Consider the following 26,382-nt stretch of genomic DNA (forward strand, 5'->3'; position numbering starts at 1 on the left):
TTGATGGTACACCATGTTCATCACTCGTTCAGGTGAAGTCTTCCTGAACGGCCCGTCATGGCACCCCAGTTGAGCGTCCACGGATCGGACGCGCTGAGCGGGGGCTCGGCTCTAGGAGGCTGGATTGAGCACGATGCGAAATCTGAGGCTGGCGGCTTCTCGGCGCGCCAAACGGTTGTTGGCTTCGGCCGTCACCCAAGTGGCCCCGCCCATTCGACGCGGCACCGAGGCCGCCATCAGCGAGCGTATGCACGGCCCCGTCCTCGGGTCCTCCCTGAAGCGGCAACTCCGCGCGACTCCAATCCGTTTGACGGCGCGGTATCTCGCCTTCGCGGTGAAACGCTCCCGCCTTGCGGCTCTCGCTCCGGAGCCCATAGGAGGCAATCTATCCGGACATTTGGCGGAACTTAGGGATGCAGGTATCGAAAAGCTCCTGAACCGTCTTTGTGCCCGCATCCCCGATGGCGGGCGGGCGGCCCAGCGGGACGTCACGGAACTCGCCGACGTGGAGTTCGCGATCCGTGCGGGCGAGGCGAAGCCGGAACAACTGCGGCGACTTGTGGAGTTGGCTCCCAGCGAACTGCGCATCGTCCGCGACCTCGGCCGGCCCTGGGACCGCGAGGGTGACGCGGAACTCCGCGAGGCGCTGCGCCCCGCCGAGAGCCTGGCCTACGTCGCGTGGGACCTGAAGCAGTACGCCTCCGCCACCGAACCGATCAAACGCACCAACATCTACGCCGCCTTCGTCGAGACCTACGGCGACACGGCCGCGGAACGAATACGCGAAGAAGTCGCCCACTTCGAGGCACGGTTCGAGCAAGGACTGCGATCGGTCGGCGCGGCGGACCGGGAGCGACTCGAACGTGCGTTTGCGCTCAACTGCGCTGCGCTCCGGGACGCCTTCCCGGATCCGGCCGCCGACCGGCACGAGGAGAGGAACGCGGCTGAAGGCGTCTCCAGCGCCGTGGTCCTGTTCGGCCTGCTGTGCGCCCTGGGATGGCTCGTGGCCTACGTGGCCATCGTCTACCGGGGATTCGCCGACCAGACGTACGGTGTGCCACTCGCAGCCTTCTTCGCCAATCTCACCTGGGAGTTCGCCTACGGCTTCCTTCTGGACCCGTTGGGCGACTACTTCCACACCGCGAGCATCGCCGGCTTCCTGGTCGACGTGGTGATCGGCTGGCAGGTGTGGAAGTACGGTGCGGCGCAGTTCCCGAACAGCACACTCGGCCGCTATTTCCGGCCAATCTTCGGGGTGTGCGTGGCCGCCGCCCTGTCGGTCAACTACCACGCGTTCATCGACCTGGCAGACCCCGACGGGGAGTACACCGGATTCGGCATCAACCTCATGATGTCCATCCTGTACCTCAAGATGCTGGAGGACCGCGGATCGCCCGCGGGCCAGTCGATGTACATCGCCATCGGCAAATGGCTGGGCACGCTGTGCGCCTGGATCGCCACGGCCCTCACCGTCACCACCTCACCGCAGCGGACCTGGCCCACCAGTTGGTCCGAGTTCGTACGGAAGTCGCTGGGCCATCGCTCGTACCCGCTGACGCCGTTGATCAATGTCATGTACGCCTGGACGTTCCTGCTCGACGTCGCCTACTGCGTCCTGCTCCACCGCTCCCTCAAGGCCGCCGGCATGTCGCCTTGGCGCCGGCTCTGAGCCTTTCCGCTCCACACCAAGGCCGAGGCCCGCGCTCGCACGACAGGAGGGAAGGGTTGTGAACGTGCCCCGCCGGCAGGACGCCGAGGCAGCACGCCGGGACACCCCCGGCAAGGTCATCACCACCAGGACGGGCGGCGCCGCCCCGATCACCGTCGAGCCCACGCTGTGACCGGCGCCGCAGCCGGGACCGCCTCCAGACCTCTTCTCGGATCGGCGGTCGCGGGGCTGGTGCTCGCCGCACTGACCGCGCTGGTGGCGTCCGGGAGCGACCTCGTCAGCGCGTTCGACGCCCGGTTCCGTGCAGGGGCCGACCGCGCCTTCGGGGCGTCGGCCGGGTCCTGGCTCGGCCCCGACGGGCCGGCCGATGCGGTCGGTTCGGCCCTGTTGGGGGCAGGCCTGCTCACGGCGCTCGGCGTACTGCTGTACCGTCGCCGGCCCGGCGCCGCACTGTGGGTGCTCGTCGGCCTGACCGTGCAGTTCGCGGCGGAAACGGCACTCGAGACGCTGGTGGGACGGCCCATGCCGCTGCCGGCCGACGGCTCTGCCCCCAACCCCGGCTACAGCTTCCCGTCCGGGCACGTGGCCTCCGCGACGCTCATCCTCATGGTGCTCCTGGCTGTGCTGCGTACCGGCACGCGAGTGTGGTGGTCGTGCCTCGGCCTGGGCTCGGCCCTCGTGGCGGCCGTCGGCGTCTCGCGCGTGCTGGCAGATGCCCACCACGCCGCCGATGTCGCGGGCGGCGTCCTCCTGGGGCTCGTGGTCGGCTTCGCGGTCGCCTGGCTTGTCGGCGTCCGCTCCCCGCACCTCTCCGGAAAGGAAACCCGATGAACAGCTTGGCCCGCTTGGCGGCGACCCCGTTGGGGAAGGCGGTGGGCATTACCCGGGACTACGTGTCGCAGATGTACTACGTCGTGGACGAGGTACCGCGCAGACAGCGCTTACGTCTGACACCCGTGCTACTCGCCGTCGAGTACCTGGTCTATCGCGTCGACTCACTGGCGGAACGCAACACGGAGGTGGACCTCGACGTCGAACGCAACAGCGACTACGAGGCGTTCCACACGTACAAGAGGGCTTTCGAGAAGGTCCTGCGGTTCGTCGGAGCATGGAATGAGGATGTGGCCTTCCTGGTCGACGAGGCGGAGCAGTTCATCCGCCTGGAGAACGCCACCACGTCGCGCGACACCATCACCCGTCAGGACTCCCTCGCCCTGGTCGAACTGCGGCCCACCGACGTACGCCTGCTGCGCGCCATAACCTTCGCCCTGCGCGGACGGTCAATGGACCCCGCGACCCGGGACCTGCTCTGGCCGGTGGAAGTGCTCGCGGACATCGCGAACGATCTCGAACATTACGAACAGGACGTCGCCCTGGGCACCTTGAACGTCTACGCCGTCTTCGTGAAGCTATACGGCGACACGGCCGCCACCGAGCTGCGCCGCGAGGTCGACCGGTACGAATCGATGTTCCTGGATCGCCTCTCCGCCCTGCCACCCGAGCGGCGCGCGCAGGTCGCGGAGGTGTGCCGACGCCGTTATGCGGCGGCCGTGCGGCCGTATCCCCGGATGATCACCCAGCCCCCGGCCCTGGCGCCCCCTCCCCGGCCCACCGGCACGAGCCTGCGCAAGAAGGTCGCCATCGGCACGGCCCTGACCGTCGGCTTGCTCGCCGCAGCGGCGTACGGCCGTGGGCAGTCCCGGCCGTCGCGCACCTCCTCATTGCTTCGCAAAACGAGAGGACACTCCGCATGAGCAGCGCGATGCGCCAGACCCCGGTCATGTTCAACCCGCTCTCCGACGGGTTCATGGAGGACCCGCACTCCCACTACGCCGAGGTGCGGCGTCACGCGCCGGTGCATGAACACCCAGGCGGCTTCTGGATGGTCTCCCGGCACGAGGACGTGGAGGCGCTGCTGCGCGCGGAGCACTCTGTCGACAAACGCAACGCCCAGAGTTCCGGCGGCCCCGCCCGCGCACCGCGCCTCAAGGGTCTTGCGCTGATCGACCAGGACCCCCCGCACCACACCAGATTGCGCAAACTCGTCTCCCAGGCATTCACCCCCCGGGCGATGAGCGGCATCGAACTGGTGGTGCACGACCTGGTCGACAAGGCGCTGGACGATCTGGGGCTCGCCGGGGGCGGCGACCTGGTCGAAACGCTCGCGTTCCCCCTGCCGTTCGCCGTGATCACCCGGATCCTGGGGATGCCGGAGATCGACACCGCACGCCTGCGCGAGCTGACCGGCCTGCTGATTCGGCTGGGCGAGCCAGGTGGCGGCTCGCGCGCAAAGGAGGACATCGAAACTGCCGACGCGGAGATGGTCGAGCTCGTCTCCGACGCGATCTTCCGCAAGCACCGGGATCGCGGAGATGACCTGCTCACTGCCCTCATCGATGCCGAGGACGATGGTGACCGGCTCAGCCACGACGAACTGGTCGCCCAAGTTGCCATGCTCTACGTCGCCGGATATGAGACGACCGTCAACCTGCTCTCGGGCGGGATACTCGCGCTGCTGCGCAATCCCGACCAGCTCGGACTCCTGCGAGCCACGCCCGATCTTGACCGGAACGCGATCGAGGAGCTACTCCGCTACGAACCTCCGGTGCACCTCGCCCGACGCATCACCCTGCACCCCCACCGTGTGGGCGAGCACGAGATTCCGGCCGGCTCGGTCGTCCTGGCAAGCCTGGCCGGGGCCAACCGCGACGAGGAGTTCTGGGGCCCGGACGCCGGCCAACTGCGGTTGGACCGCGAGAACGCACGCCGCCACGTCTCCTTCGGCGGCGGCGCCCACTACTGCATCGGCGGGATGCTCGCCCGTATCCAGGGAAGGATTGCCGTCGGAGGACTGGTTCGCCGCTTCCCCGGCCTGGAACAGGCGGGGGAGGTCCGCTGGAACGGCCTTCTGAGCCTGCGCGGGGCCACTCACCTTCCCGTCCACGTCTGACCGTCACACGCTGCGCGGGCCTCTGGGGCAGTAGGCGGAGCTCCTCCCGCCCCAGAGGCCCGCGGCCAGGGAGCGTTCTCGTCTGCCTACCTTTACCAGACAGGGGCTCGAGATCAGTCAGATCCACTGTCGCTCCGCTCGCTCACATCCGACCTCGGTGTCGCGTCCTCGGTTCATTCGTGACGGGAGAACACCTCGACCTTCGCGCCATAATGGAGGAACACCTTGAAGAACCCCTGTACATAGGACTCATCGGTCCAGAGCCTGACCTTCTCGGTGTCGCGGGTGACGCTGTGGTCGAACGCGTAGCTGTCGACGTCGGAGCGGCCCATGTCATATAGCTCCATTTCACCCAGTGTGTCGCCAAGTTCGCGGGGCATGCGCTCATCGTGGCTGCGCCAGTCGTCGTCGGACCAGGTGCCTTCAGCAAGATCCGGGTGAGGGTCCGTGGAGGCGATGCTGGCCGTCGGCGGGCGACCAGTCAGCTGCTTGCCAACTGCCTCAGCGAGCTGCCCGCCGACGATGTTCGCGGCACTCATGGATGAAAGCGCAGACCCCGCAGCGGTGAACTTGAGCGCCGACGACATGCCGGCCAACACCTTTCCCGGGCTGGGGGAGGTGGGGACGGTCTTCAGAGAGCGGTAAGAGAGTGCACCTGAACGTGTGGCGGTGCGGTATCCCGGCCGGTCGGCGGCCATGGGCATGTTGGGCTGGGCACCGTGAGCGAGCGCAAGCCCTACAAGACCGACGTGAGCGACGAGCAGTGGGCGCTGGTCGAGCCTGTGATCGCCGCGTGGAAGGCCGTGCATCCCTCGGTCAGTGGCCATCAGGGTCGGTACGAGATGCGGGAGATCGTCAACGCGCTGCTCTACCAGGGCCGGACCGGTTGCCAGTGGGAGCTGCTCCCGCATGACTTTCCGCCACCCGGCGCGGTGAAGTACTACTTCTACACCTGGCGTGACGACGGCATCGACCAGACCATTCACGACCTGCTGCGCTGGCAGGTGCGGGAAATGGCGCGCCGGAAGGCGGACCCGAGCCTGGTGGTGCTCGACACCCAGAGCGTGCACGCGGCGGGCGGAGTGCCCGCTGAGTCGACGGGGCTCCGACGGCTGTCGCGAACACCCAGCGCAAAGGTCTCGCCTGCCCCTCCGCCTCAGGGACTCTTCAGGGACTTTCAGCTCTGTCAGAGGGACTTCCGAGGGACTTTTCGCCGCCTGACGCAGCAAGCCCATGAAAGATCAGAAAGGGCCTCCGTCCCAGATCAGAGGCCCTTTCTCAGGCAAAGCCGCAGGTGGCGGCAGACGAGTCGGGCTGTACGCCGGGTTCTGTCGCCCGGTGAGTCGGGACCTGCCGAGACTCGACGGGGGCACTCGTCACCCACTCTGAACTGGTGAGATTCGCTGAGCTTGAGTGAGCTCGATTGAGAGTGAGAGAGGCATCTGAACCTCCCCGACCACTCCCCCGCCCCCATCTGCTCCCCAGATTCTCCCCAGCGTGGCCCCCCTCGACAGGCTCTCGCACCCGGCATTGAGCTGCAAACATGGCAGCAAAGAGCCCCGCCCTCGAGAACGCGGGCGGGGCCATGAGGCGCTGACTCTTAGTCGGCGATGTGGCCGGGCTCGTAGTCGCCGTGCGCCTTCTCGGCGACTGCGCGCCTCGTAGCTTCGAAGGCCAGCAGGCATTGGCGGCAGACTCGCAGCTCCTGGTCCGGACCGGACCGCGGGTGGAGTGTCTTGATCTTCGCCGTGTCGACTTCACCAAGTTCCGGGTGCCGAAAGCAGACGCCCGGCTCCCAGGTGTAGAGCGCGACGATTTCCTCGCCGTCCATACCGTCTCCTGCTGTTGCTCTGACAGGGGATGCGTGAAGGGAAGTGCTCGCCCGTCGTTTACCCGGAGGCGAGCAGAGACTGCTGAAGTTCACCCCTTCGAGTGAACAGGCGTTCGATTTTGTCAGGACCTCACCTTAGATCTACGCCGGGGGTCACCTCGTCCGTCGCAGCAGCCTTTTCTTGATCAAAGAAAGCCGCAAATCTGCTGTGGCGTTATGATCTTGGTGGTCACAGCGTTTGTCGGGTGCCCGACGCCCAACCCCAATGGATCCTCGACGCCCGTGCCCGGGTCGGCCGCAGCATCCACGCGCGACGCATGACCCAGAACATGACCCAGGAGCGACTGCGTGACCTGACCGGCATCTCCGTCGACACCGTCCAGCGGATCGAGGCCGGGAGAGAGATCAAGATCAGCCACCTGTTCGCGATTGCTCGCGCTCTCGACATTCACCCCTCTGACCTCCTCGACTAGTAGCGGGCGAGGCGTTAACGGTCACTCACACAGTTGCCGCAGGTCAACCTTTGACAACGCTGTTTCGATAGCCGGTTATCGACCTGTAATCAACTGTTCGACGATTCAGTAAGGGTTGCCTGTGTAGGCACCATCTTTTGTTGCGTCATGCGCAACAACCCGCAGGTCACAACGTTGCAGCAGGTTGCGCTTCCCCGCCCGCCCCGGTCCGCCGTCCGGGACGAGCGGGGGTCTCAGGGGGCGGCAGCCTTGCGGGCGTCACGCCATATCTGGCGGAGGTCGGCAGCCTCGCCGCAGTCCTCGCCGCGGTTGCGGCACGGCTCGCAGGATTCGGCGTGTGCGATGAACGCGCGGTAGGCCGCGAGCAGGTTCAGGCTGGCGCTGGCTGCGGTGGCGCGTAAGGCCCGCTCGACCGGCCGACCGTCTGTGCTGCTGGTGCTGGCGCCTTTATGCTCCGCCATGGCGACTCCTGCTGTCGTCCGCGCCCCGGGGCCGTGTCAGCGGCTGCCGGGGTCCTTACGGGCAGCGTACCGTCTTGTATCGATACGTATTCCCTTGTACCGCGACGTATCTCTACGGACCCGGTCGTGTGCCTGCTCCTAGCGTCGTGACCATGGACTTTGACCCGGATGCGGCGATCGACTACGAGGGGCCGGTGACCCCGTACCGGCAGCTCGCCGGGATCCTGCGTGCCCGGATCGCTCGTGGCGACTGGCGGCCGGGCCGGCCGATCGCGTCGGAGACGTCGCTGGTGCAGCAGTACGGTCTGGCCCGGTCGACGGTGCGGCGCGCGGTCGCCGTGCTCGTCGAGGAGGGGCTGGTGTTCACCGTTCCTCAGCGCGGCACCTACGTCGCCGAGCAGCCTGCTGGCGACGACCAGGCCGGCTGACAGTCCGACCCCGTAGCCTGGACCGTATGACTGGGGTGGGGCGTAGCGCGGAGCAGGTGAACGCGGAGATCCGCCGACTGTGGCCGCCTGGTGCGGTCGTGCCGCTGGACCGGGACCGATATGACCGGCTGGTCGTCGAGTACGCCGAGGCGGTTCGCGCTGAGCGGCGGGTGCGCGGTCAGCAGCAGCTCGCGGCATAGACTCACAGGCGTGGCGATCGAACTGCCTGACAGCCTGATCCAGATGCAGCGCGACGTCGTCGCCGCGCGGGAGCACGCCTCCAAGGCCGGCTACTCGGCGGTGGCATGGCGACCCTGGGTCGACGCGGCCGAGAAGCTGCAGGCGGAGATCACTGCCTATGCGCAGATGACCGGGCAGAACCGGTACGAGGTGGAGCAGGCGCTGAAGAATAGGGTCCTGCGCCCGGAGGGCTAAGGCGGATCAACCCCTGAAGCGGATCGGCCTCTGAATGGCCTGCCGCGTTGCCGCCTCCAGCGCCTGCTCGTCCACCACGATGATGCGACCGGCGGGCACTGCTGGACTGGCGGTCACGGTGTAGACGTGCCCCAGATCGCGCTCGTCGATGGCGTTGCGCACGTCGGCCGCTTGGGCGGGCGGGCAGTACAGGGTGCGCTTGGCGTCTTCGAAGATCTGCGAGTAGAAGCGGATGTTGTCGAGTATCCGCTGTCCTTCGTCGTCCACGTCGTCCTCCAAGGTCCGTCCCGCCCGTCGGGTGCTGTCCCGTGGGGCCGACGGACGGGCCCGAGCGCGCTCAGCCAGAGGCGCGGTTAGTGACAGCCCAGTGTCTCAGGCGGCGCTGACAGTCGAGGGCTACTACGGCCAGCTGGCCAGCTCTTCGCCGGAGGTCTCGTCGGTGAGGGTGATGCGCGCGCCGGGCATGCTGCCGTATTCGCCGATCCAGCCCAAGTGTTTCCGGTCCGCGGTCGTGCGGTCGCGCCACCAACCGTGTGCGACGGGTCGGCCGTCGATGGTGAGGGCGAGGTGGAAGCGCGGCTGGTCGGGGTCGGGCACGGCTCAGCGGTCCCCGCGTGCCAGCCCTGCCGCCTGGTCGAGGTGGTCTGCGCACGAGCCCGGCACTGCCGAGGGGCGCCCGCACAGGTAGCCGTGTACCCATGAGCCGGCGAGTCGCCTGCTCACCAGGTACTGGCATGTCTCGCTGATCAACCTCTGGCCTCTCTCGTGTGCGGGCATCTGCGGCGGCTGCCCTGCCTCACACACCGTACACTCGAACACGTGTCCGAACTGTCTCGTCTCGACAAGCAGCGCGCACTCCGCGACTGGCTCCAGTACCAGATACGCCAGACCGAGCGCACCATCCGCGAGCTCGAGCACGAAGAAGCCGAGGACAAGCGGCGCCGGGAGGCGGAGCGCATCGCGGGGTCGTGGAAGTTGCAGCCGGGTCGCGTCCAGGGCGCCGAGCCGATGCTTCACCGCGCCGACTGCGGGCTGTACAAGACGGAGCTCGGCTACCTCGACCGCGAGCATGTGACCGTGGGGCTCGAGGAGTTCCCTGGCCTCGAGATGTGCGAGATCTGTCAGCCGCGGGGCAGCCTCGGTATGCCGACGCCGGGAGGATAGGCGTCAAGCCCGTGTGCAGGATCTGCACACGGCCGGAACTGGGCGCGTCCAGCGGCCCCGCCGCGGGTACGACACCCCGTGACCACGGGAGGCCGACATGAACTGTCCCAGTTGCGGTGCCGGAGCGACGCAAAGCGGAGACGGACGCTGGTTCTGCAACAACCAGTGCGGCTGGTCGTCCGGCAACACGCCGGCGCCGGTAGGGTCCGGGCATGACCAGCCAGCCTGACATCACCGAGTCGGCGGTCACCGGCTCCGAGATCACCCGCACCGACTGCAAGCGCTGCGGCACCGAAGTCCACGGCATTGATGGGCGTTACGCCTGTCCCGTTTGCGGCTGGGTGAACCACTGGTCCGAAGGGCACCAGGCTTTGCCCCAGGCGCACGAAGACGCCGACCGACCCCGATAGGCGGAGCGAGACGGAAACGGGCCCCGGCTGGACCCGCCTCCGCTACCTTGGCGCTCCAACCGCACAAGGGGGCTGCCGTGAAAGTCTTTTGGACCATCCTCGCCATCATCCTCGGAGTGCTCGCCCTCGGTGGCGTCGTCAATCTGAAGGAAGAGGGCGGCGACGCGGCGACCGTCACCGGTGACCTCGTCATCACTGGACTCCTCGCCCTCGGCGCCTGGGGCAGCTGGCGGCAGCGCGAGAGCAAGGGTCCCAGCGCATAGCATTCCCCTACGCGGCCCGGTCCAACTCTCGTGCCGTGTGTCGGAGGACCGCCTCCATGGTGCCCTGGCTCAGCCCGGCCTCCTTGCCTCCGTGCACGACGGCCCGTCGCATCGCGGCCCGCATCACAGCGAGGACTTGTTCCGTGGTTCCGCCCCGCGCCTGGAAGTCGCCCAGGAGGGACATGAAATGCGGGACCCTCTGAACTGCGTCAAGCCACATGTTGGCCAGCTCGATCTCCCTGTTCGGGCGCTCGCCACGCTGGGAGATCCAGATGGCCATCTCCCAAGGGTCGTGCCAGTCGGGAGACTCGCGATGGCAGGGAGGGCACAGCAGGATGATGTTGCTGGACTTGTCCGAGCCGCCCAGTGCGGCCGGGACGATGTGGGCTCGCTCTAGGGCAGCCCGTTCCCAGCTGGCACGCGGGGTCACCTTGGACCAGTACTCCGAGAACCAGCCGCACGCGAAGCAGCACGCGTGGGACAAGTCCTCCAGACAAGGGGCGAAGACCTGACGTTCGAGCTGGGGCCGGTCGTTCCAGTACTGAGCGATGACCCATTTCGTAGAGACGCTCACAGGCCAGCTCCTTCTGTGATGGCGGCGTCATAGGCGCGAAGCGCCTGGGAAATGGCCCCCACGCTGGGGTTCTTGCCCTTGCTCGCGCCTTCGGCGATCCGGAGGTGAGGCTGGATCTGCCGGATAGTGAAGCCCTTCTCTCGCAGTGCAGCGGCCTGGATCGTCAGCGCTTCCGTCATGACAGGCTTACGGCCGCCGACGCGTCCGCGCTTGCGCGCCGCCTCCAGGCCATCCTTCGTCTTTCTCACGATGTCCCGGCGCCGGTCCTCAGCAAGGGCGAGGGCGAGGTCCAGGATCAGGGACCGTACCTTGTGCTCGCCGGCCGCGATGCCCTCCAGCACCTTGACTGCGATGCCGCGCTCGAAGAGGTCGTTCAGGACGATGAGCCCCTCGAGGAGGTTGCGGCCGAGGCGGTCGACCTCTTGCACGCAGAGCATGTCGCCCTCACGCACGTACTCGACAGCGGCTAGGAGGCCGGGGCGCTCCTCGGCGCGGAGCTTGCCGCTCATCTTCTCTTCGAAGACCTTGATGCAGATCGGGTCGAGCGCGTCGTGCTGCCGCTGAGTGTTCTGCTTGTCGGTGCTGACTCGGACGAGGCCGACTAGCGCCATCCAACTCCCCTTCTGTTCAGGAAACGTAGTGACTTACATTCTGAACAGTACCAGGAAGATGAACGGGTTTCTGAACAACTCGACCTGCGATGAGGCAAGTTCGACCCGACGTCTGTTCAGGTTCACGTCCCGACCGGTTAATGAACGGCTGCTCTGGCACACTCGCGCCATGAAGGCTTGCACCACCTGCCGCGAGGAGTACGACGAAGGCGACGACGCGGCCGTCAAGTACCACACCGAGCCTGCCGACTGCTCGCAGTCGTGCCGCTGCGTTGGGCGCCCACGCTGCTACATGTGCCGCGGCTCGTTCTGCTTTTGCACCGCGCACTGACCGCGGGCATAACGAAGGGCCCCGCTCCCCCTCGGAGCGGAGCCCGCGATTTGATCAGCCTCTCTGCCACACTCGCGCCATGACGACATGCACCACGCCCACCTGCCGCCAGGACTACGACGAGAAGAGCGAGGCGGCGGTTGAGTACCACACCGAGCCGGTGTACTGCTCGAAGACGTCGAAGCGCTGCACCCGCTGCGACGGGCACCCGCGCTGCTACACATGCGGCAGCTCGTTCTGCTTCTGCGCCGACCACTGAGCCCGGACAAGACGAAAACCCCCGCCGCCGTGAGGCAGCGGGGGTTCTGTCATTCCTCGGGCACCGGCACCGGCTCCGGGGGCGGTGGCGGTTCGGGTTGTTCGTCGACGACGCCCATGTCGACGAGGGTGCCCATGTCGGCGGCGGTCTCGTCGACGCGGCGCTGCACGGGCCGCTCCGCAGGCAAGTCCGTCATCCGCACTCCAGTTCTCACGCGTCGATGTGGTGGATGTACTGGCGTGCCCGCTCCGACATGGGCTCTGCGGCGGGCGGCTCCATGCCCTCCCTGCGGATGTACAGCACGAGTCCGCGGACCCGTCCGAGGAGCCAGCCGATTGCCTCGTCCTGATCGGAGATCCGCTGCCGCTGCTTCTCCGCCTCCGCCTCCCGCACCTGGACCCGCTTCTCGAGGCGTTCGATCGCGGCGCCCTGCTGGGTGGTGATGGCGACGAAATCATCGCGCTTTTCCTGCCGCGGTGTTCGCCTGGCGGCGCGTGCCGTCCACACTGCCGCGCCGGCCGCGGCCAGTGATGCGCCGATCGATCCCCAGGTCTCAGCATTCATACGGGGGCTCCGCTCTCTTGTGGCGGGGAGGCTCGGGCCAGCCCGCCACCACCAGTGCCGGGACGGTGATAGCCGTCCACACAGCTGCAGCCGCCCAGCCGCGGGGATAGTCCCCGAGGATCCAGGAGGCCAGGTAGCTCGCCATCCACGGCACCACGATGAGTACCAGGGCGACGAATCCGGCAGCGTCACGGCCCGGCGGAGCCCACGCGCACACAACTGCGATCAGACCTGCGGCGATCCAGCACCAGCCCCAGGCGCTCAGCGGCCAGAGGGCGAGCAGCACCTGCAGGCCGCGCTGGTCGGGCTGCGGGACGACGATCTGACCCCAGCCGACGATCATCCACACGATGCCGTAGCAGGACAGGATCGCCCCGCGGCGGCCAAGCTGACGCTTCAGCCGCCGCGCCAGAGCGCACCGCACCTACACCCCAGACAGCGGAGTAGTCGGCGACTTCGGAGACACCTGCACTCGAGTCAGCAGGGTGAGGCCGGCAAGGATCACGGTGTTGATCGCGCCGACGGTCTCCTGCGACACGTCGTAGCCGAACGTCGCGACGAGGACGGCGCCCGCGGCCACGACGGCAGTGAAGGCCTGCGGGGCGATCGGGCGTGTCATGGCCGCAGCGATGGCGCCGAGGATGGCGGTGGCGACACCGACGATGGCGCCGGCCTGTTCTGCGGTCAGCCCTGTGACGCCGAGGGTGACGATGAGACCGAGGACGGCGCTCAGCGTGTTCAGGACGACAACCGGCTCTCTGCCGAAGATCTTCATGGCCTTCTCTTTCTCGAGGGGTTACGCGGTCCAGCGGAGGCCGCGGAGTACGCGGTTGGTGACCTTGGCGGCCTTGTCCGTCTTGATCTCGACCTTCAGCTGCTCGTTCGCGTCGAGGCGCCCGTTGCGGCTGACGGCGACGGAGGCGACCCCGTCGGGGCCGACCGTTCCTGCGTCGATCGCCAGGTCGTGTGCGGGGTCGGACGGGGCCGAGAGCAGCAGGTCGTGGAACCGCAGCGTGACGCGAGTGCCCGGGTCGGCCTCGACCCGGACGTAGCAGGTGACCGCGTAGGCGCACGGGCCCTGCAGGATGGCGCTGTCGTTGGCCATGTGCAGCAGCTGATACTTGCCGGCCTCGAGCTGGGGCCCGCCCGAGACGGACTCGGTGATGACGTCAGGCATGTCGGTGTCCTCCGCAGGAGCAGGCTGGGTGGGGGCGGGAGTGGGGGTCTGGGGTGCCGTCTTCGGCCTCGGAGCGCCGGCCCGGACCCAGGCGTACAGCGGGTCGCCGGGGCAGGAGGTGGCGTAGCCGTCGCGGTGGCCCTTGATCTCCGACCCGGCGTTGCCGTGGTCGCGGAGGTACTCGATCGCGTCGCGGATGCCGCCCAGCTGCTCGTCCGTCGGCTGCGTCAGCCCGGCCGAGCCGAGGAGCGCGCACACCGCGTAGTGCTGCGAGTTGAGGGTGGCGTTGCCGTTCGCGCCGGTCCGCTTGTGGGCGCCGCGCCCCTCGTACACGTAGCCGTGCTCGCAGACCACCATGTTGTAGGCGATGTCGCTGTAGTTTTCCGCGGTGTTCGCGAGGTGCGAGGCGCGGATGGAGCGGACGTAGTCGTCGCACAGGGAGTGCACCCGGCTGCTGTACGGGGTGCCCAGGTAGTGGACCTTCACTCCGCTGGTGCCGGCGATGTACGACGCGGCAGACGAGGAAGGGGCACCCCACTCGGAGCGCCTGACAAGCTTCATATGCTCCCCCTTTCGGGGCATGAAAAAGGCCCCCGTGGGGGCGGCGGTGGTCGGGATGGGTCAGATCTCTCTGACCACGAAGCTGGCGGGCAGCGTGCTGGAGGCGGTGAGGTCGATGGTTCCGGAGCCGCCGGAGCGGGCGACGAACACCGTCCACGTCGTGCTGCCTGCGCCGGGGGTGTCGATGCCGTTCGCGACGCAGGTGTAGCCCGTGTTCGCGGTGTCGGCACCGACGATCCCGCCGCCCACCTGTGTCGCACCGGTGGTGGTGCCGCGGCGGATCCGCAGCTCGACCCTGTCACCGCCGTTCGTCGACCTGACGAGTCCGGTGGCCTTCAGTTCGTAGGAGACGCCTGCGCGGGTGGAGATGGTGACGGCCATCGAGGTCGTCGTCTCGGTCGTGGTGGTCGACGAGCCGGCGGTGACGAGGCTGCTCCCGGACTGGCCGCAGGCCGGGACCCAGACGCTGCCGTCGTAGACGTCGAGGCGGTTGACGTCCTGCAGCCAGGTGACCATGCCCTCGACGGGGGCCGCTGTGCCGACGAGTGCGGCGGTCCGTGCTGCGGCGGACGCGAACACCATGACGCTGCGGGCGACGATGGCGTTAGCGATGTTCTTCGCCAGGACCGAGGCGTCCGGGGTGTCGGTCAGGGAGGCGATCGATACGCCCTGGCTGTAGTCGTCGGTGGTTGCCACAGGGGCGCTCCTATCGTGCTCTGCCGCGGATGCTGTCGAGCACGACCCACGACGAGGTGGTCAGGGCGACGGAGCCGTTGGTGAGGGACACGGTCCCGGCGCTGGGGTCGACCCTGATCCGGGCGTAGTTTTGGGCGTTGGAGGTGGCGGCGACGCCGCTGATCCACCAGGTCGGCAACAAGCCGGCGGGGACGGTGCCGATGTTGGCGTTGGCTCCGATCGCTACTGCGGTGCCTTTGACCATGCCGGAAAGCTGCAGCTCCCCATCGGCCGTGATGCGCACGGCGGGGGTCGGGTCGTTGGCGCCGCCGTTCGCGACCCATGTGCCGCTGAGCGTCAGCGCGGTCCAGTCGTCACCAGCGGCGGGGACTACCCGCCCAAGCGCTAGCCAGTTGCCGTTCGACGCTTGCGTCAACTTGACCTGATCGCCAGCTTCGGGCGCCGGATAGGTGTCCAGACGTCTGGCCGTGATGCCGTCGCTAGTGACGACCGTGCCGTCCGCGTTGACCGTTGACACGGTGGCGAGGCGCCAGTCGGCGCCGCGAACGGCGGGCGTTGCCTCGGCGGCCTTCAGCGAGCGTCGACGGATCGCCGCTGCCAGGTCCTGGGCTGAAGCTGCCCCCGCTATCACGTGCCCTCCTTTGCCGAAATGGTCTTGATCGCGAAGTCGCCGCCGACACCGAGCTCCACCGGGAAGCCCTGCACCTGGTGCAGTTCCTTCGATCCGTCCGGGTAGACGACGCGCAGCACGTCGCCCGGCTCGAGGGCTGGATTCGGCAGGCTGGAGATGTCCGCGCTGGCGTTCGGGGCCTGTGCTGCCCGGAGTTTCAGCGTGGCTGCCGCGGTGCAGGCGCCTGTCGTGGTCAGGGTTGAGGAGCTGTAGAACATGGGGCGACGTCCATACGGGCCCGACCAGTACGTCGGGCTGCCCGGGTCGGTGTCGACGACCAGCGAGCTGACCGGGGCCGTGTTCGTTTCCGTGTTCTCGCCGCGCGCTAGGACACCGTTGTAGACGCCGTCCGCCTTCATACCTCGGGCTGCGGAGATGTACGCCCCGCCCTCGCCGGCGGCGATCGTCCACACGGGTTCTACGGCGAGGATGTCCGGGAACTCGGCAATGACGAATGTCCCGTCGGCATCGGCGTATACCTCGGCGCCGATGGCTGCCGCGATTTCTGCGACGGCGACCCAAGGGTCGGCCTCGATGTCCCAAGTACGCGGTCCGATCGCTGCATCGACGGCTGTGCTGATCACGGTGGCGCCGGGGATGCTGCGCTGGATCAGTGCCGTGACTGCGCTGACTGCCGTGCCGCTGGCCTTGTAAGGGCCGGTGAAACGATCGTCTGCGATCACGACCTCGAGGCTTTTCCCTGGATTGTCACCGGCCCTTCGTCGACGTCCCCGGAGACTTCGTCGATCCGGAAGACCCCGAGGGGGACGAGCTCTTGCTCGCCGTTGCCGTAGTCGACGCCGCGGGCGATCCGCAACTGGGCCCCGTACACCGACAGTTTGTCGAGTGCGGTGCGGGGGATCAGGGAGACGTCGGCGATGGAGACTGAGCAGGTGCGTCGGGCCTGCTGGCCGCGGTCCACGATGACGCTGCCGCCGGTGTGCGGCAGCGTCTCCACCAGTCCGTCGGCCCGGAACAGCGTCACCTCGGTGACCGGTGTGTGGCTGCGGACGATCGTGTCGAGGAACCGTTGAGACACCGCATACATCAGATCCTCCGATCAAAGAGGACGTCTTCCCAGGTGGCGTACTTGTCCAGGACTTCCTGCCAAGTGGCGCTCTCCGTGAGGATGTCCTGCCAGGTTCGGCCAGCAGATCCGCCCACGCCGACGGTTGTCGGCATGTCGACTTCTCGAAGGGCCAGTGACCAGTGCCGTCGAGGTTCGCCGCCGTAGGGGACGATGCGCGCCTCGGTCACGTCCGCAACGGCGACGTACCTGTCGCTGAACCCGAGCCCTGGGGGGAACTGGATCAGGAGCACGTTGCCGCTGTCGAGGATCCAGTGCAGTTGGTCCCGCTCACTGTCGTTGGCGGTCCGGAGAGTGAGTACGCCCTGGAGTCCGCGGCGAACGTCGGAGTGGATGACCGGGTTTCGTCGCCCCCTGACCTGGTAGTCGGCTTGCTGTATGGGCCGCTGCCAGTCGGGGGCCGCCACGGCCTCGATGCGCAGGTTTCGCTGGGGCAGGCCGGGGTCTTTGATCCATACGCTGTTCGGATCGTCGGCCGCGAGGGTGATGGTCAGACTGTCCCGCGAGGCGGTGAGAATGTTGCTGCTGTCCCGGGCTTCGGCGTAGTAGTCGACAGGCACACCGAGCGGGACCTCGTAGTCCTCGACGACCAGGACATCCGAGACGATCAATTCGCCGTCGATGAGCCCGTTGGCACCGCGGACCAGTGAGCGGTTGCCGTCCGCGGTGCGACGCCACACAGTCAGATACGAGTCGACTGGCAGGTCGCGCAAGGTCAGCGTTGCGTAGGCGTCCGCGTCGTTCTTCGACACCTCGACGATCGGCATCGTCTGCCACAGGGACACTTTGTCGACGCGCAGGACCGACGATCCCGAGGTGGCCGCCAGCGTCCACTCGATGGCCGCCTGGGTGGCGGTCGGCGGGACCGTCGCGGTCAGGGTGAGCATCCACCATCCACCGCCTGGCACGGCGGCGGCGGTCATGGACGATGTCCCCAGATCCGCGTTGGAGGCGTCGTACCAGCGGATCGCCCGCGTCAGGGTCCAGCCGCCCGCAGAGACCTTCATCGCGTACTCGGAGGAGTACGTCAGCCCCGCGGCACCCGCGCCGAGCGGGAACTTCGCGCTACGGATCACTGACGTGGTGGCGGTCGACGACGTGACAGTCATGCAGTAGGAGCCGTCCAGGCCATCTGTACCCCACGGTGTGAGCCGCGCCAGGGTTGCCACGCCCGAGACGACCGTCCAGCCGGCGACGTCCCGCTCGAAGCTGCCGTCCGCATACGGCACCACACTGCCCTCGCGGAATCGCGGGGCGACCACGATGACAGCGGAGTCGATACGCACCACCTGCGCGGCGGTGCCTGAGGTGATACCGGCCGCGAGCTGCGCGTAGGCCGTGTTCGCGGGGGCCACAGCCGACACGCGCTGCCGGTAGACCCCGGTACTGGGCGCCGACAAGTTGGCTCGCGTCGCCGACAGTTGCACATCCGCCGCGTCGTAGAACCGGAGCTCCACCCAGGTGGTGCTGGCCGCGGACGGAGGGTTGATGTAGCAGTAGCCCAGGTACTCGACACCGGCAGTCGCAGCCGGTTTCTCCACCGTCTTGACCGAAGAATTCCCGTTCGCGGTGACCGTCAGGGCCAGGTTGTGGCCGCCCGGCAGGTAGCTGGTGACTGACCACTGCACCATCGGCGTCTGCCGGCTGATGGAGCAGTTCGTCTCCACAGCCCAGCCTGTGGCGTCCCGCTCGAGGGATTCCGTGTTGAAGGTGAGCAGGTTGCCGGCTGTTCTGTACGGGAGGCCGAGGTAGACGTTCTCGAAGTGCTGGATTACGCCGGAGCCGGCAGGGGTCATCGCCGATACGATGACCCGCGCCGACACGGCACCCGCCGGGGCGAGGTTCGCCACGGCGATGCGGTGCCACGTCGACGAGGCCGTCGTCGTGGTCACCGACCACGTGATGCTGATCTCCGCGTTCGAGGAGTTCAGCCACTGGATACCGATCCGGTCCGGCACCGTCGCACCCGACGCGTCAGCGAACGCCTCGTACTCGACGCCGACCGTGACCGGGTAGGAGGCGACCGTGCGGGCCTGCATCTCGCCCGCCGCGCTGGAGGTGAGTTTCAGTGTTCCGTCGCCCGACCGGCCGCCCGTCCCCTTGGAGATTGCGCAGTTGGTCTTGGCGACCCAGCCGCTGGTGTTCGGGTCAGCGGTCTCCGTCGTAGCGGATAGGAAGTTGCCGGGGATGGCCACTTACTGACCCCCTCCCGCGTTCAGCACCTGCACCAGCTCTCCGTTCGCGCGCACCACTTCGGCGCGGGCGATCTTGGATAGTTCTTGGTTGCCGATGAACACGCGCACCTCGGTCGGTGCCTGTACCGCGGCAAGCTCAGCTACGACAGAGCGCACCAGCGCTGCAGTCTGAGCTGCGGAGTCCCCGCCGAGGGCAGCACCGACCGGAGTGCTGCGCGCCATCACCTGCTGAGGGGCGGGCATCGCCTTGCTCAGTGTCCCGTCGCGGATTGCGTCGAACGTCGCCACACCGAACTGGAGGACGCGCTTCGCTGGGATGACGTACTCGCCATTGGAGAGCATCGCCAGAATGCTGTCCGACGTGCCGGTGCCAGGACCGCGGACCGGGCCGCCAGACGGGAAGCCGACGAGACCGCCCTTCGCGTAGTGGCCTGGCCGGGGCTTGCGCTTCCGGGCTTCGCCGCTGCTCGTGACGATGTGGTGCGTGTAGATGTAGGTGTGTGCCGTCTTCCCGTCGATGGACGTCATCCTGATCCGGGCCTCGCGGATGGCCGCTTCGAGCTGGGCGATGGTGGCACGGATCTGCGCCTTTCGGGAATCCGGGACGCTCTTCAGCTGTCGTTTCGCGCTGTTCAGCTTGGCCTGCAAATCCTCCATGTTGCCGCGGAGACGGGCGGTCTTGTCCGGCGTCTTCAAGATCTGATCTGCCAGCCGCTTCGCCTGATCCCGAGTAAGGCCCATCGCCTGGGCTGAGGCAAGCAGTCGCTCCCGGCCGCGCGCATAGATGCCATTCACGGTGGACCACGACGCACCGGACTCACGGGCCGAGGTCGCCGCCTCGTCGGTCTTCGCGGCCAGATCGTTCAGCGCACCGGCCGCGGCGCGGGACTTCTCGCTATTGAGGTCGAGCTGCCCGTCGACCATCTTCAGCGCGCCGGCGTTGTCCTGTGCTGCCTTCGCTGCGGCGTCGACCGCCGCCTCGAAGCCGATCATGCCGCCGATGCCCTGGCGATTGGCGTTGTTGAGCTCCATGATCGCCTGGCGCAAGCCGTCGGCGCTGGCCTTCTGGGCGTCGAGCTTTGACTTGGTCGCCATCGCCTGGGCCCCGAACAGACCCATGCTGTCCGCGACGAGCTGCTGCTCAAAGGCTGCGTTCGCGAGGGCCTGCTGGTAGTCGCCCATCTCTTTGGTGATCTCGTCGGCGGTGAAGCCTTGTTCTTTCAGCGTCTTCTTGACCCGTTCGAACGCGGCCGCCGCCAGATCAGCCTTGCCGCCGCTGACCAGGTTCGACAGAGCCTTGTCCACGGCATCGAGGGCCTCCGCGGCTTCCTTCGTGCCCGGTCCGCCGTCGCCGTAGCCGAGGAACGAGCTGACGGACTGCTCGATCTGCTGGGTCAGGCTCGGGCGGGCGATGACCCGCAGATGCTCCCCCAGTTTCCCCAGGTCGTTCCCGAAGGTCTTGGCCATCTCGCCCGACACTTTGCCAGTGCGCGCGAACTCGCCCAGGGAGGTGGTCATCCTGTCGACATCCGGAGCCGCCTGCCGGCCCCGGTCCGACAGCGACGTCAACGCGATCAGCAGCAGCCCGATGCCAGTGCCGGCGACCGCGAGTTTCGCCCCGCGCGACATGGCTCCGAACGCTGCGGTAAGCGCCGCCATACGTCCGGTCGATCCTGCCGCCGCGGCCTGCATCGCGGTGATCTGCACAGCGAATGCTGCGACAGCAGCCCTCGCCCCGACGAGACCGACAGCCGCGAGCTGCACCGCCTTGACAGCGACGGCCAGTTGAAGAAATGCGGCGATCGCCCCAGGCGGCACTGCGGCTACCAGGCTGGCGATGACATTGACGACCTGCAACAGACCGACGCCCACCTCGGATCCGGCGCGAAGCAGGTTGGCGAGCGCTTCGCCGATGTTGCGGAGGGTGGCACCGACCAGCGGGCCCTGTGCTTGTGCGTAGGCCATGAATTCGGCCAGAGCACCGCCACCGAACGAGCCGGAACTGAGGCGCTCCATGAACGTCACAAGTCCGTCGGTCGCCCGGCGGACAGCGCCAGTTGCGAAGTCGTTGAACTTGACCATCAGACGGTCGAAGCCAGGCGTCGACACGGCGCCGCCCGCAAGGGTGACAAGCCGATCCAGCTCCTTGCTGACGCCCTTCACCGTGGGTGTCAGGCGAGGAAGTACAGCCCCGAGCACGGCGAAAGACTTGGTGACGGGCGCCAGCGTGTCGCCCGCCAGCGAGTCCGACCAGTCCTTGTACTCCTCCTTGAGGACGGACAGCGCGGCCGCCGCCTCCCGTGTCGCGTCCGGCAGCTTGGCAACCTGCCGGACGTAGGCCGCCTGCGCGGTAATAGCCTGCTGCGACTGGGCGCCGGATTCCTCAACCGCGTCCCTGTATTTCTTCTCCGCCTCCGCGGCGTCACCCATCGCGGCAACCTGCGGGCCCAGCGCGGCCGCGTACACGGCAGCCGCTGCACCTGCGGCAGCCGTTTGAGCCACGACGGGCGCGAGGGCGCCGGCGATACCGGCCGCTGCCGGTATCGCTGCCGGGGCGAGCGACAGCAGCGATCCCTTGATCGCTTCCATGCTCTTCGAGATCGCGCCCTGTGACGCGGCGAAACGGCCCTGCACATCCCGCAGTCGACCGTCGGCGTCACGGGTCATGGTGTTCAGCGCCGAGTTGCCTGAGTCCGCGGCGGCGACCAGGCGCTGCTGCAGACGCTGCGCTGCATCCCCGGCCTGGTTAAGGACGCGTGACAGCTGGTCGCGGCCGGTCAGGAGGAAGTTGAGCCGGGAATCTGCCATCACTCACCCCCGGCTGCCTGTTGCTGAGTCTGGTGCTGGTCGATCCATGCGACGAGAGCCTCGAAGTCGTCGACGGTCTGCTCGTCGACGACCGTCGGCGGCATGCTCAACAGATGAGCGAAGAGCCCCAGGTACATGGCCCTGGTCAGGACGATGTCGAACTCGAGCCCTCGTCCTTGCTCGATGGTGCGACCGTCTCCGTCTCTTTTGGGCCGGACGGCTCGAACCCTTCAACGGCCCTCGTGACGAGCTGCTCGGCGTGCTCGCCGTCCAACGCGGCAGCGGGTATACCGCTGAGGGCGGCGGCAAGCGCGTCAGGGGTAACCTCCGGGTCCTCGGCCGCCACCTGGGCAGCGTTGTCGACCCAGCGGGTCACCTCTTCGCGGTCGAAGCGGGACACCATTTCCTCGACGCCGGGGTCGACGTCGTCGTACTTGAGCGACGGGTCGCTGCGCTTCCTCAGCAGCCACACGACGACCCGCATGGACTCGAGTTCCTCGTCGGCGAGGCCGGCCCTGATCTCCCCCCACTTCATGCCCGTGATCCGCGAGGCGATGGACGACTCCGACACGCGCAGCGTGCGAGCGTCGTAATGCTGCGGCTCTTCACCTTCGGGGGTGTAAACGATGATCAAGGGTTCTCCTAGGTGAGCTGACGCCGCACGTCGTTGACGACACGCGCGACCTCCGCGGTCATGCGCGGAGTGTGCTTCTGAACGGTCCTGTCCCACCACAGCGGCGTGGTCCACTGATTCGCCCACCGTCTGCGGTTACCGAACACCGGGTGCCTGATACGGCCGTTCGCCGAGTTCATGGCAGACGGCATCTTGCGCAGGTCAGCAGGCAGGGCAGACCTGTCCACCCAGACGCGGGCGCCCGGATTGCCGCCGGTCCGCACCGAGATCCGGACCGCACCGGCGATCGTCGCGCGCAGCGGGCGAGTGGTCGGCGACGGACCGCCGCGGCCACCCGACCGCCGCGGCTCAGCCCTGATGGGCAGACCGCGAATGGTGGACTGCATGTCCGTCTTCAGGGGCTCAGCAGCCCGCCTGATCCGTCGCCCGAAGTTCGCCTTCAGCCTTGACCCGCCCGCCGCCTTCAGCCTCCGGGACAGCTCCAGCAGCTGCCCCGTGTTGAGGATGCGGACACTGCTCATCAGGCCGGGATGGTGACGTTCTCGGCAGGCTCGGACGTGACCGCGAACTGCACCTGCACCTGGGCCGCCTCCTCCATATCGCGAAGCTTCGCCTGGGACAGCACCCGCACCGGGAAGACATCCATCTTTCGGCCAGGGGTGTCGCCCTCGTCCATCCACACGACATAGCCGTTGGCACCCCGCGCGAGGAGGTCCCGCACGTCGGTTCCGGTCTGCGACGCGTACAGCGTCAGCGACGAGTCGTCCGCGCTGATCGCGCCGTCGATCTTGGCGTTGAACTTGCTGCCGAGCGTGGGCGTCTCGACGACGGCAGACACGATCTGCCAGCCGTCGACCGCACCGACCTCCACGGACAGCTCAGTGCCGGCGTTCAGCTCGGCGCGGGACGGGGCGGACTTGGTGACGATCGTCGGAACCCAGGAAACCCGGGTCAGACCACGCCGGTAGTACCTCACCGCCGACGCAATAGGGGTAGCGGGCATCAGTCATTCTCCTCATCAGCTACAGCACGCCGGCGCTTGCTGGCGGGCGCGGTGGGCTTGGCCTCGGCGTCGGCCGGCGACTCGGAAACAGGGACGGGTTCTGCCGGTACGGGCCTCTCAACGACCACCCAGCCCGCGGCGCGGTGAAGCGGCACGGCCGCCTCCCCCACCTCGATCAGCTGGTCGACAGGCAGCTCGGGGTGACGCATACGCACGAAGGTCATGACGTGGCCGTCCTCACGACACACACCGTCACCCCGGTCACCGCGCTGTATGTGATCGCACACCGGCCGGTGGAAGGATTGCGGTACCGGTCCGTGATCGGGATCAGCGACAGGCCCGTGGTGGCCGCCACCGTCACCGCCCGGTCCGCGACGGACAGATCACCGTCGACAGTCTCCGGAGTGGCCAGGGTGACGGTCTTCGAGGAGGCATCCGTGTTCTTGACGACCAGCAGCACACCGGCCCCAGTCGCACAGTCATCGCCACCCGCATTCGCGGCGAGCAGCAGGTCATCGAAACGCAGCCCCGTCAGCGGGACCACGTTCGTCGTGAGCGCGGCCATGTCATTCCCTTCAGATGGTCCGGCAGGCGAGGGTGAGCACCAGGCGCGCCTGGATCCCCTGGTCGGTCTGCGGCTGATACAGGGCGGTGGTGCCCGTCGTGCACTGGACGCCCGGCAGGCCAGCGGTCGGGTCCGCGCGCAGCACTGCCTTGACGACGGCGCCCATTGCGTACACTCGCGTGCGCGCCGCCTTGACGTCGGTGTCTCCGCGGCGGGCGAGCAGCGTGATCGGCAGCTGGATCAGTTCCTCGCGTGAGCCGCCCATGCCGGCCCACTCCTCCTCGGTGACCGCGGCCTGGAACTCGCCGCTCGGGTCGCCGTCGTAACCGACGAGCAGCCAGTCGTCGGCGTCCTCTTCGGTGACCTCCGGGCCGTCCGTGACGCGCACGCCTTCGAGGCCGTCCTCCGTCCCGAAGCGCATCACCAGAGCGTCGATGAGATCCGGTACGCGGGACACCTACGCCACCCCCGGAGGTAGTCGATACGGGTCCAGCAGCTGCAGAGCCCTGTTCGGGACGGCATATCCCAGCCCGGGGACCTGCTCGGTGACCGAGTAGTCCTCGCTGCCTGCAAGCGCCGGTCCACGGGCGCTGCCGCGCTGTGTTCGCCACAGATGTTGAAGGATGATCCGTGCCGCATGGCTGATGGCGGCTGGCACGACCGCCCGGCCTGCTGTGTAGGTGATGCGCAGCGGACCGGTGAACCGACTGCCGTCGAGGCGCTGCACGATCCCGGTGTCCCCGTCCAGGTCGAAGTCTGCGACCGTGAACACGCTGCCGCCGGTGAGTACCGCGTTCATCGACGTCATGGCGACAGCGGGTGTCTGTCTAAGTGCCAGCGAACGGACGGACCCGACCCGATGCGTCTCGACCACCGTGCGGCGCATCACCGGGCCGACGAAGAACTCGACCACTTGGGCGGTCGCTTCGATCCAGCCTCGAAGCTCGTCATCGTCAGCGGTCGACGCGGCGGGAATGTTCAAGTGGCGCTTCGCATCCGACAGCGAAATCAACGCCGGAGGTGTCGCGTCACGCACGTCGAACACGTCAGTGAAGGCGCCCGCATGAAGGCCTGTAGCCACCCAGCGAACCAGGTGACGGCCAGCCTGCAGCGTCAGGTAGTCGTAGACGTAGGTGCCGGTCGAGGTGGGCGCCAGCGGGGAGACGAGGGTCGTCGTCCCGTCCGGCAGTGTCAGCGTCAGCGCCATCGAGCCGGCGTTTGCCAGATTCCCCGATGAGTCGCGGACCGTGGTGCCCAAGGGGACAACGGAACCGAGATCGAAGGGCATATCAGCCTCCGCTCAGCGTCGAGCCCCTACGGGCAAAAGGTCCGAGGACTGCCGCTGCCCGCAAGGACGGGGCGATGCTGCCGCCGCGGGTGACGTTCAGACTGTCGGCCTCCGCGAAGTTGTCCGGACCGCTGTCTCGGTGGGACTCCATCAGGAAGCTGAGGTTCGACTGCGCCACCCAGGCCGGGGACGCAGCGGTACGCCGAACCGTCCACGTGGCCCCGTCCGGGGAGGTCTCCCAGTGCAGGGTCCCGGCGTCCTCGCGGAGCCGGAGCCACGCGTGAGCCACCGGGTCATAGGCAGGGAAGAGTGCCCCGCCGTCGGCGTAGCCCTGCCGCAGGTACAGGCCCATCGCGTTCTGCGCCCGGTCGACGAAGAACCCGGCGTCCTGGCCGCCCACATCGGACAGGACCAGGATGGAGAACCCTGCCGTGATGGCGCCGCCCGCCGCGGGCGGGAAGGCCCGAAGCTGGATCTGCGACCAGGACAGGGTGTACACCGACGCCGACCGGTAGGCGGCATAGCCGGTGGTACATGGAATCCGAGCCCGGCCCCCGGCCTCCACAGGGTCGCCGTATGACTGCGACCACCGCACCGGATCGACCACACCATCGTCGAACGAGTCCTGCAGCACGCCGAAGCCGGGCACCGCAGGTCAGCCCTTCGAGGCGGAGGGACGCCGGGTGCGGGTCCTTGTCGTCTTCTCTGGAGCGTCGGCAGATGACTCGGGAGTCTCTACAGGGGCGGAGCGAACCATGACAGCGCGCACGCCGTCAGCCCACACCGCAGCCTGGGCGCCGGGCAGGTCGATCTCCTGCCCGGCGTCCCCCTCGACCCCGTCACCCGCCACGCTGACCAGCAGGCGGATCCGAGCCATCAGTCACCCAGCCCCTTGTGACGCTCGTTGACCTCCCGCTCGGCCTGAGACTCGGCCGACTTAACGGCCTCGTCCTGGGCGTCTTTCAGGGCCTGCACGTCGGCGTCCGGCTCGCTGCCGCCGGTGCCATCCTCGCCCGTCTTCGAAGAGACACCACGCGCGGCGGTGTCCACAGCGGACGCGGCCTGCACCGCGAGCTGTTCCTTGGCAGCCGCGAGGGCCACGTCCTTGTCGCCGATGAACTCCGGGTCGGTCTGGTCCATCGAGCCGTCCGCCTTGCGGGAGGCCATGACGATACGGTCATGGTCTCCCCGCTCGGCCGCCTTGGCGGTCGGCCTTGCCTGCAGCACCCCAGTTTCCGAGGTGCTGTCCTTCTTCGGCGTAGTCGCCATGATGCT

General features: G+C 67.8%; 38 protein-coding genes and 2 pseudogenes. 13 read left to right on the forward strand and 27 right to left on the reverse strand.

Features of this window, described 5'->3' with window-relative positions:
- The first annotated feature begins 505 nt into the window (after window positions 1–505).
- From AC068D_RS04625 to AC068D_RS04640, 4 genes are all read left to right on the forward strand, one after another.
- A complete protein-coding gene (locus AC068D_RS04625) occupies window positions 506–1,669 on the forward strand; it encodes a transmembrane-type terpene cyclase (protein WP_478821480.1) in 1,164 nt (387 codons plus the stop codon).
- Window positions 1,670–1,837: 168 nt separating this feature from the next.
- Window positions 1,838–2,500 carry a phosphatase PAP2 family protein gene (locus AC068D_RS04630; protein WP_478821481.1) on the forward strand — a complete coding sequence of 221 codons (663 nt, stop codon included), beginning with the start codon at window positions 1,838–1,840 and terminating at the stop codon, window positions 2,498–2,500.
- Window positions 2,497–3,423, forward strand: a complete 927-nt coding sequence (locus AC068D_RS04635) for a hypothetical protein (RefSeq protein ID WP_478821482.1) — start codon at window positions 2,497–2,499, stop codon at window positions 3,421–3,423. Before AC068D_RS04630 ends, AC068D_RS04635 begins: the two co-directional genes overlap by 4 nt.
- Window positions 3,420–4,619 (forward strand): cytochrome P450, encoded by a 1,200-nt coding sequence (locus tag AC068D_RS04640; RefSeq protein ID WP_478821483.1) that lies wholly within the window; start codon window positions 3,420–3,422, stop codon window positions 4,617–4,619. The genes AC068D_RS04635 and AC068D_RS04640 overlap by 4 nt, the downstream gene beginning before the upstream one ends.
- 173 nt (window positions 4,620–4,792) lie before the next feature.
- On the opposite strand, the gene AC068D_RS04645 is transcribed toward AC068D_RS04640, so the two are convergent.
- The gene (locus AC068D_RS04645; RefSeq protein WP_478821484.1) at window positions 4,793–5,206 is read right to left on the reverse strand and encodes a DUF6375 family protein; all 414 of its coding nucleotides are present in this window, start codon (window positions 5,204–5,206) and stop codon (window positions 4,793–4,795) included.
- A 132-nt stretch (window positions 5,207–5,338) separates the two neighbouring features.
- On the opposite strand from AC068D_RS04645, the pseudogene AC068D_RS04650 reads away from it, so the two are divergent.
- Window positions 5,339–5,723 (forward strand): annotated as a pseudogene (locus AC068D_RS04650) (transposase); the annotation flags it as partial.
- A gap of 496 nt (window positions 5,724–6,219) precedes the next feature.
- Here the strand turns inward: AC068D_RS04650 and AC068D_RS04655 are convergent.
- Complete coding sequence (locus AC068D_RS04655) at window positions 6,220–6,450, reverse strand: hypothetical protein (protein WP_478821485.1); 231 nt, start codon at window positions 6,448–6,450, stop codon at window positions 6,220–6,222.
- A 245-nt stretch (window positions 6,451–6,695) separates the two neighbouring features.
- Between AC068D_RS04655 and AC068D_RS04660 the strand changes: the two genes are divergently transcribed.
- Window positions 6,696–6,923, forward strand: coding sequence for a helix-turn-helix domain-containing protein (locus AC068D_RS04660; RefSeq protein WP_478821486.1), 228 nt, complete (start codon window positions 6,696–6,698; stop codon window positions 6,921–6,923).
- A 233-nt stretch (window positions 6,924–7,156) separates the two neighbouring features.
- Here AC068D_RS04660 and AC068D_RS04665 read toward each other — a convergent pair whose 3' ends face one another.
- Window positions 7,157–7,384, reverse strand: coding sequence for a hypothetical protein (locus AC068D_RS04665; RefSeq protein WP_478821487.1), 228 nt, complete (start codon window positions 7,382–7,384; stop codon window positions 7,157–7,159).
- 152 nt (window positions 7,385–7,536) lie between these two features.
- Between AC068D_RS04665 and AC068D_RS04670 the strand changes: the two genes are divergently transcribed.
- From AC068D_RS04670 to AC068D_RS04680, 3 genes are read left to right on the forward strand one after another with little or no spacing between them, the layout of a single operon-like run.
- On the forward strand, window positions 7,537–7,812 hold the full coding sequence (locus tag AC068D_RS04670; protein WP_478821488.1) for a GntR family transcriptional regulator: 276 nt from the start codon (window positions 7,537–7,539) through the stop codon (window positions 7,810–7,812).
- Between the two features lie 26 nt (window positions 7,813–7,838).
- A complete protein-coding gene (locus AC068D_RS04675; protein WP_478821489.1) occupies window positions 7,839–8,012 on the forward strand; it encodes a hypothetical protein in 174 nt (57 codons plus the stop codon).
- Window positions 8,013–8,022: 10 nt separating this feature from the next.
- Window positions 8,023–8,247, forward strand: coding sequence for a hypothetical protein (locus tag AC068D_RS04680; protein WP_478821490.1), 225 nt, complete (start codon window positions 8,023–8,025; stop codon window positions 8,245–8,247).
- Window positions 8,248–8,253: 6 nt separating this feature from the next.
- On the opposite strand, the gene AC068D_RS04685 is transcribed toward AC068D_RS04680, so the two are convergent.
- Window positions 8,254–8,514, reverse strand: a complete 261-nt coding sequence (locus tag AC068D_RS04685; protein ID WP_478821491.1) for a hypothetical protein — start codon at window positions 8,512–8,514, stop codon at window positions 8,254–8,256.
- Window positions 8,515–8,646: 132 nt separating this feature from the next.
- On the reverse strand, window positions 8,647–8,844 hold the full coding sequence (locus AC068D_RS04690; RefSeq protein ID WP_478821492.1) for a hypothetical protein: 198 nt from the start codon (window positions 8,842–8,844) through the stop codon (window positions 8,647–8,649).
- 222 nt (window positions 8,845–9,066) lie between these two features.
- Between AC068D_RS04690 and AC068D_RS04695 the strand changes: the two genes are divergently transcribed.
- The 3 genes from AC068D_RS04695 to AC068D_RS04705 all read left to right on the forward strand — a co-directional run bounded on the left by AC068D_RS04695 (window position 9,067) and on the right by AC068D_RS04705 (window position 10,084).
- Window positions 9,067–9,411, forward strand: coding sequence for a DUF6233 domain-containing protein (locus tag AC068D_RS04695; protein ID WP_478821493.1), 345 nt, complete (start codon window positions 9,067–9,069; stop codon window positions 9,409–9,411).
- 212 nt (window positions 9,412–9,623) lie between these two features.
- On the forward strand, window positions 9,624–9,821 hold the full coding sequence (locus AC068D_RS04700) for a hypothetical protein (RefSeq protein WP_478821494.1): 198 nt from the start codon (window positions 9,624–9,626) through the stop codon (window positions 9,819–9,821).
- 77 nt (window positions 9,822–9,898) lie between these two features.
- Window positions 9,899–10,084: a hypothetical protein gene (locus AC068D_RS04705; protein WP_478821495.1), complete on the forward strand. Its 186-nt coding sequence runs from the start codon at window positions 9,899–9,901 to the stop codon at window positions 10,082–10,084.
- Between the two features lie 7 nt (window positions 10,085–10,091).
- Here AC068D_RS04705 and AC068D_RS04710 read toward each other — a convergent pair whose 3' ends face one another.
- Complete coding sequence (locus AC068D_RS04710; protein WP_478821496.1) at window positions 10,092–10,658, reverse strand: HNH endonuclease; 567 nt, start codon at window positions 10,656–10,658, stop codon at window positions 10,092–10,094.
- Window positions 10,655–11,269 carry a recombinase family protein gene (locus tag AC068D_RS04715; RefSeq protein WP_478821497.1) on the reverse strand — a complete coding sequence of 205 codons (615 nt, stop codon included), beginning with the start codon at window positions 11,267–11,269 and terminating at the stop codon, window positions 10,655–10,657. The genes AC068D_RS04710 and AC068D_RS04715 overlap by 4 nt, the downstream gene beginning before the upstream one ends.
- Before the next feature lie 410 nt (window positions 11,270–11,679).
- Here AC068D_RS04715 and AC068D_RS04720 point away from each other — a divergent pair, with 410 nt between their 5' ends.
- On the forward strand, window positions 11,680–11,859 hold the full coding sequence (locus AC068D_RS04720) for a hypothetical protein (RefSeq protein ID WP_478821498.1): 180 nt from the start codon (window positions 11,680–11,682) through the stop codon (window positions 11,857–11,859).
- Window positions 11,860–11,908: 49 nt separating this feature from the next.
- Here AC068D_RS04720 and AC068D_RS04725 read toward each other — a convergent pair whose 3' ends face one another.
- The 20 genes and pseudogenes from AC068D_RS04725 to AC068D_RS04820 form a co-directional block, all read right to left on the reverse strand.
- Window positions 11,909–12,055, reverse strand: coding sequence for a hypothetical protein (locus tag AC068D_RS04725; RefSeq protein WP_478821499.1), 147 nt, complete (start codon window positions 12,053–12,055; stop codon window positions 11,909–11,911).
- A gap of 14 nt (window positions 12,056–12,069) precedes the next feature.
- Complete coding sequence (locus AC068D_RS04730) at window positions 12,070–12,423, reverse strand: hypothetical protein (protein ID WP_478821500.1); 354 nt, start codon at window positions 12,421–12,423, stop codon at window positions 12,070–12,072.
- Complete coding sequence (locus tag AC068D_RS04735) at window positions 12,413–12,847, reverse strand: hypothetical protein (RefSeq protein ID WP_478821501.1); 435 nt, start codon at window positions 12,845–12,847, stop codon at window positions 12,413–12,415. The genes AC068D_RS04730 and AC068D_RS04735 overlap by 11 nt, the downstream gene beginning before the upstream one ends.
- The gene (locus tag AC068D_RS04740; RefSeq protein ID WP_478821502.1) at window positions 12,848–13,198 is read right to left on the reverse strand and encodes a hypothetical protein; all 351 of its coding nucleotides are present in this window, start codon (window positions 13,196–13,198) and stop codon (window positions 12,848–12,850) included.
- A 21-nt stretch (window positions 13,199–13,219) separates the two neighbouring features.
- The gene (locus AC068D_RS04745) at window positions 13,220–14,161 is read right to left on the reverse strand and encodes a peptidoglycan recognition protein family protein (protein ID WP_478821503.1); all 942 of its coding nucleotides are present in this window, start codon (window positions 14,159–14,161) and stop codon (window positions 13,220–13,222) included.
- A 60-nt stretch (window positions 14,162–14,221) separates the two neighbouring features.
- Window positions 14,222–14,857: a hypothetical protein gene (locus tag AC068D_RS04750; protein WP_478821504.1), complete on the reverse strand. Its 636-nt coding sequence runs from the start codon at window positions 14,855–14,857 to the stop codon at window positions 14,222–14,224.
- A gap of 10 nt (window positions 14,858–14,867) precedes the next feature.
- Window positions 14,868–15,488 (reverse strand): hypothetical protein, encoded by a 621-nt coding sequence (locus AC068D_RS04755; protein ID WP_478821505.1) that lies wholly within the window; start codon window positions 15,486–15,488, stop codon window positions 14,868–14,870.
- Window positions 15,485–16,575 (reverse strand): annotated as a pseudogene (locus AC068D_RS04760) (DUF5047 domain-containing protein). Before AC068D_RS04760 ends, AC068D_RS04755 begins: the two are co-directional and overlap by 4 nt.
- Complete coding sequence (locus AC068D_RS04765; RefSeq protein WP_478821506.1) at window positions 16,575–18,809, reverse strand: hypothetical protein; 2,235 nt, start codon at window positions 18,807–18,809, stop codon at window positions 16,575–16,577. The pseudogene AC068D_RS04760 and the gene AC068D_RS04765 overlap by 1 nt, the downstream one beginning before the upstream one ends.
- Entirely contained in the window at window positions 18,810–21,617 is a 2,808-nt protein-coding gene (locus AC068D_RS04770; protein ID WP_478821507.1) for a hypothetical protein, read from the reverse strand.
- Between the two features lie 145 nt (window positions 21,618–21,762).
- Window positions 21,763–22,251, reverse strand: coding sequence for a hypothetical protein (locus AC068D_RS04775; protein WP_478821508.1), 489 nt, complete (start codon window positions 22,249–22,251; stop codon window positions 21,763–21,765).
- Between the two features lie 8 nt (window positions 22,252–22,259).
- A complete protein-coding gene (locus AC068D_RS04780; RefSeq protein ID WP_478821509.1) occupies window positions 22,260–22,772 on the reverse strand; it encodes a hypothetical protein in 513 nt (170 codons plus the stop codon).
- Window positions 22,772–23,254, reverse strand: coding sequence for a phage tail tube protein (locus tag AC068D_RS04785; protein ID WP_478821510.1), 483 nt, complete (start codon window positions 23,252–23,254; stop codon window positions 22,772–22,774). Before AC068D_RS04785 ends, AC068D_RS04780 begins: the two co-directional genes overlap by 1 nt.
- Window positions 23,254–23,478, reverse strand: a complete 225-nt coding sequence (locus AC068D_RS04790) for a hypothetical protein (protein WP_478821511.1) — start codon at window positions 23,476–23,478, stop codon at window positions 23,254–23,256. Before AC068D_RS04790 ends, AC068D_RS04785 begins: the two co-directional genes overlap by 1 nt.
- The gene (locus AC068D_RS04795) at window positions 23,475–23,819 is read right to left on the reverse strand and encodes a hypothetical protein (RefSeq protein WP_478821512.1); all 345 of its coding nucleotides are present in this window, start codon (window positions 23,817–23,819) and stop codon (window positions 23,475–23,477) included. The genes AC068D_RS04790 and AC068D_RS04795 overlap by 4 nt, the downstream gene beginning before the upstream one ends.
- 10 nt (window positions 23,820–23,829) lie before the next feature.
- Window positions 23,830–24,276 carry a hypothetical protein gene (locus AC068D_RS04800; protein WP_478821513.1) on the reverse strand — a complete coding sequence of 149 codons (447 nt, stop codon included), beginning with the start codon at window positions 24,274–24,276 and terminating at the stop codon, window positions 23,830–23,832.
- Window positions 24,277–25,077: a hypothetical protein gene (locus AC068D_RS04805; protein WP_478821514.1), complete on the reverse strand. Its 801-nt coding sequence runs from the start codon at window positions 25,075–25,077 to the stop codon at window positions 24,277–24,279.
- A gap of 31 nt (window positions 25,078–25,108) precedes the next feature.
- Window positions 25,109–25,756, reverse strand: a complete 648-nt coding sequence (locus AC068D_RS04810; protein ID WP_478821515.1) for a hypothetical protein — start codon at window positions 25,754–25,756, stop codon at window positions 25,109–25,111.
- Window positions 25,757–25,762: 6 nt separating this feature from the next.
- On the reverse strand, window positions 25,763–25,984 hold the full coding sequence (locus AC068D_RS04815; protein ID WP_478821516.1) for a hypothetical protein: 222 nt from the start codon (window positions 25,982–25,984) through the stop codon (window positions 25,763–25,765).
- A complete protein-coding gene (locus AC068D_RS04820; RefSeq protein ID WP_478821517.1) occupies window positions 25,984–26,376 on the reverse strand; it encodes a hypothetical protein in 393 nt (130 codons plus the stop codon). Before AC068D_RS04820 ends, AC068D_RS04815 begins: the two co-directional genes overlap by 1 nt.
- Window positions 26,377–26,382 lie beyond the last annotated feature (6 nt).

It is taken from the genome of Streptomyces sp. NPDC043861 (genome assembly GCF_056435905.1).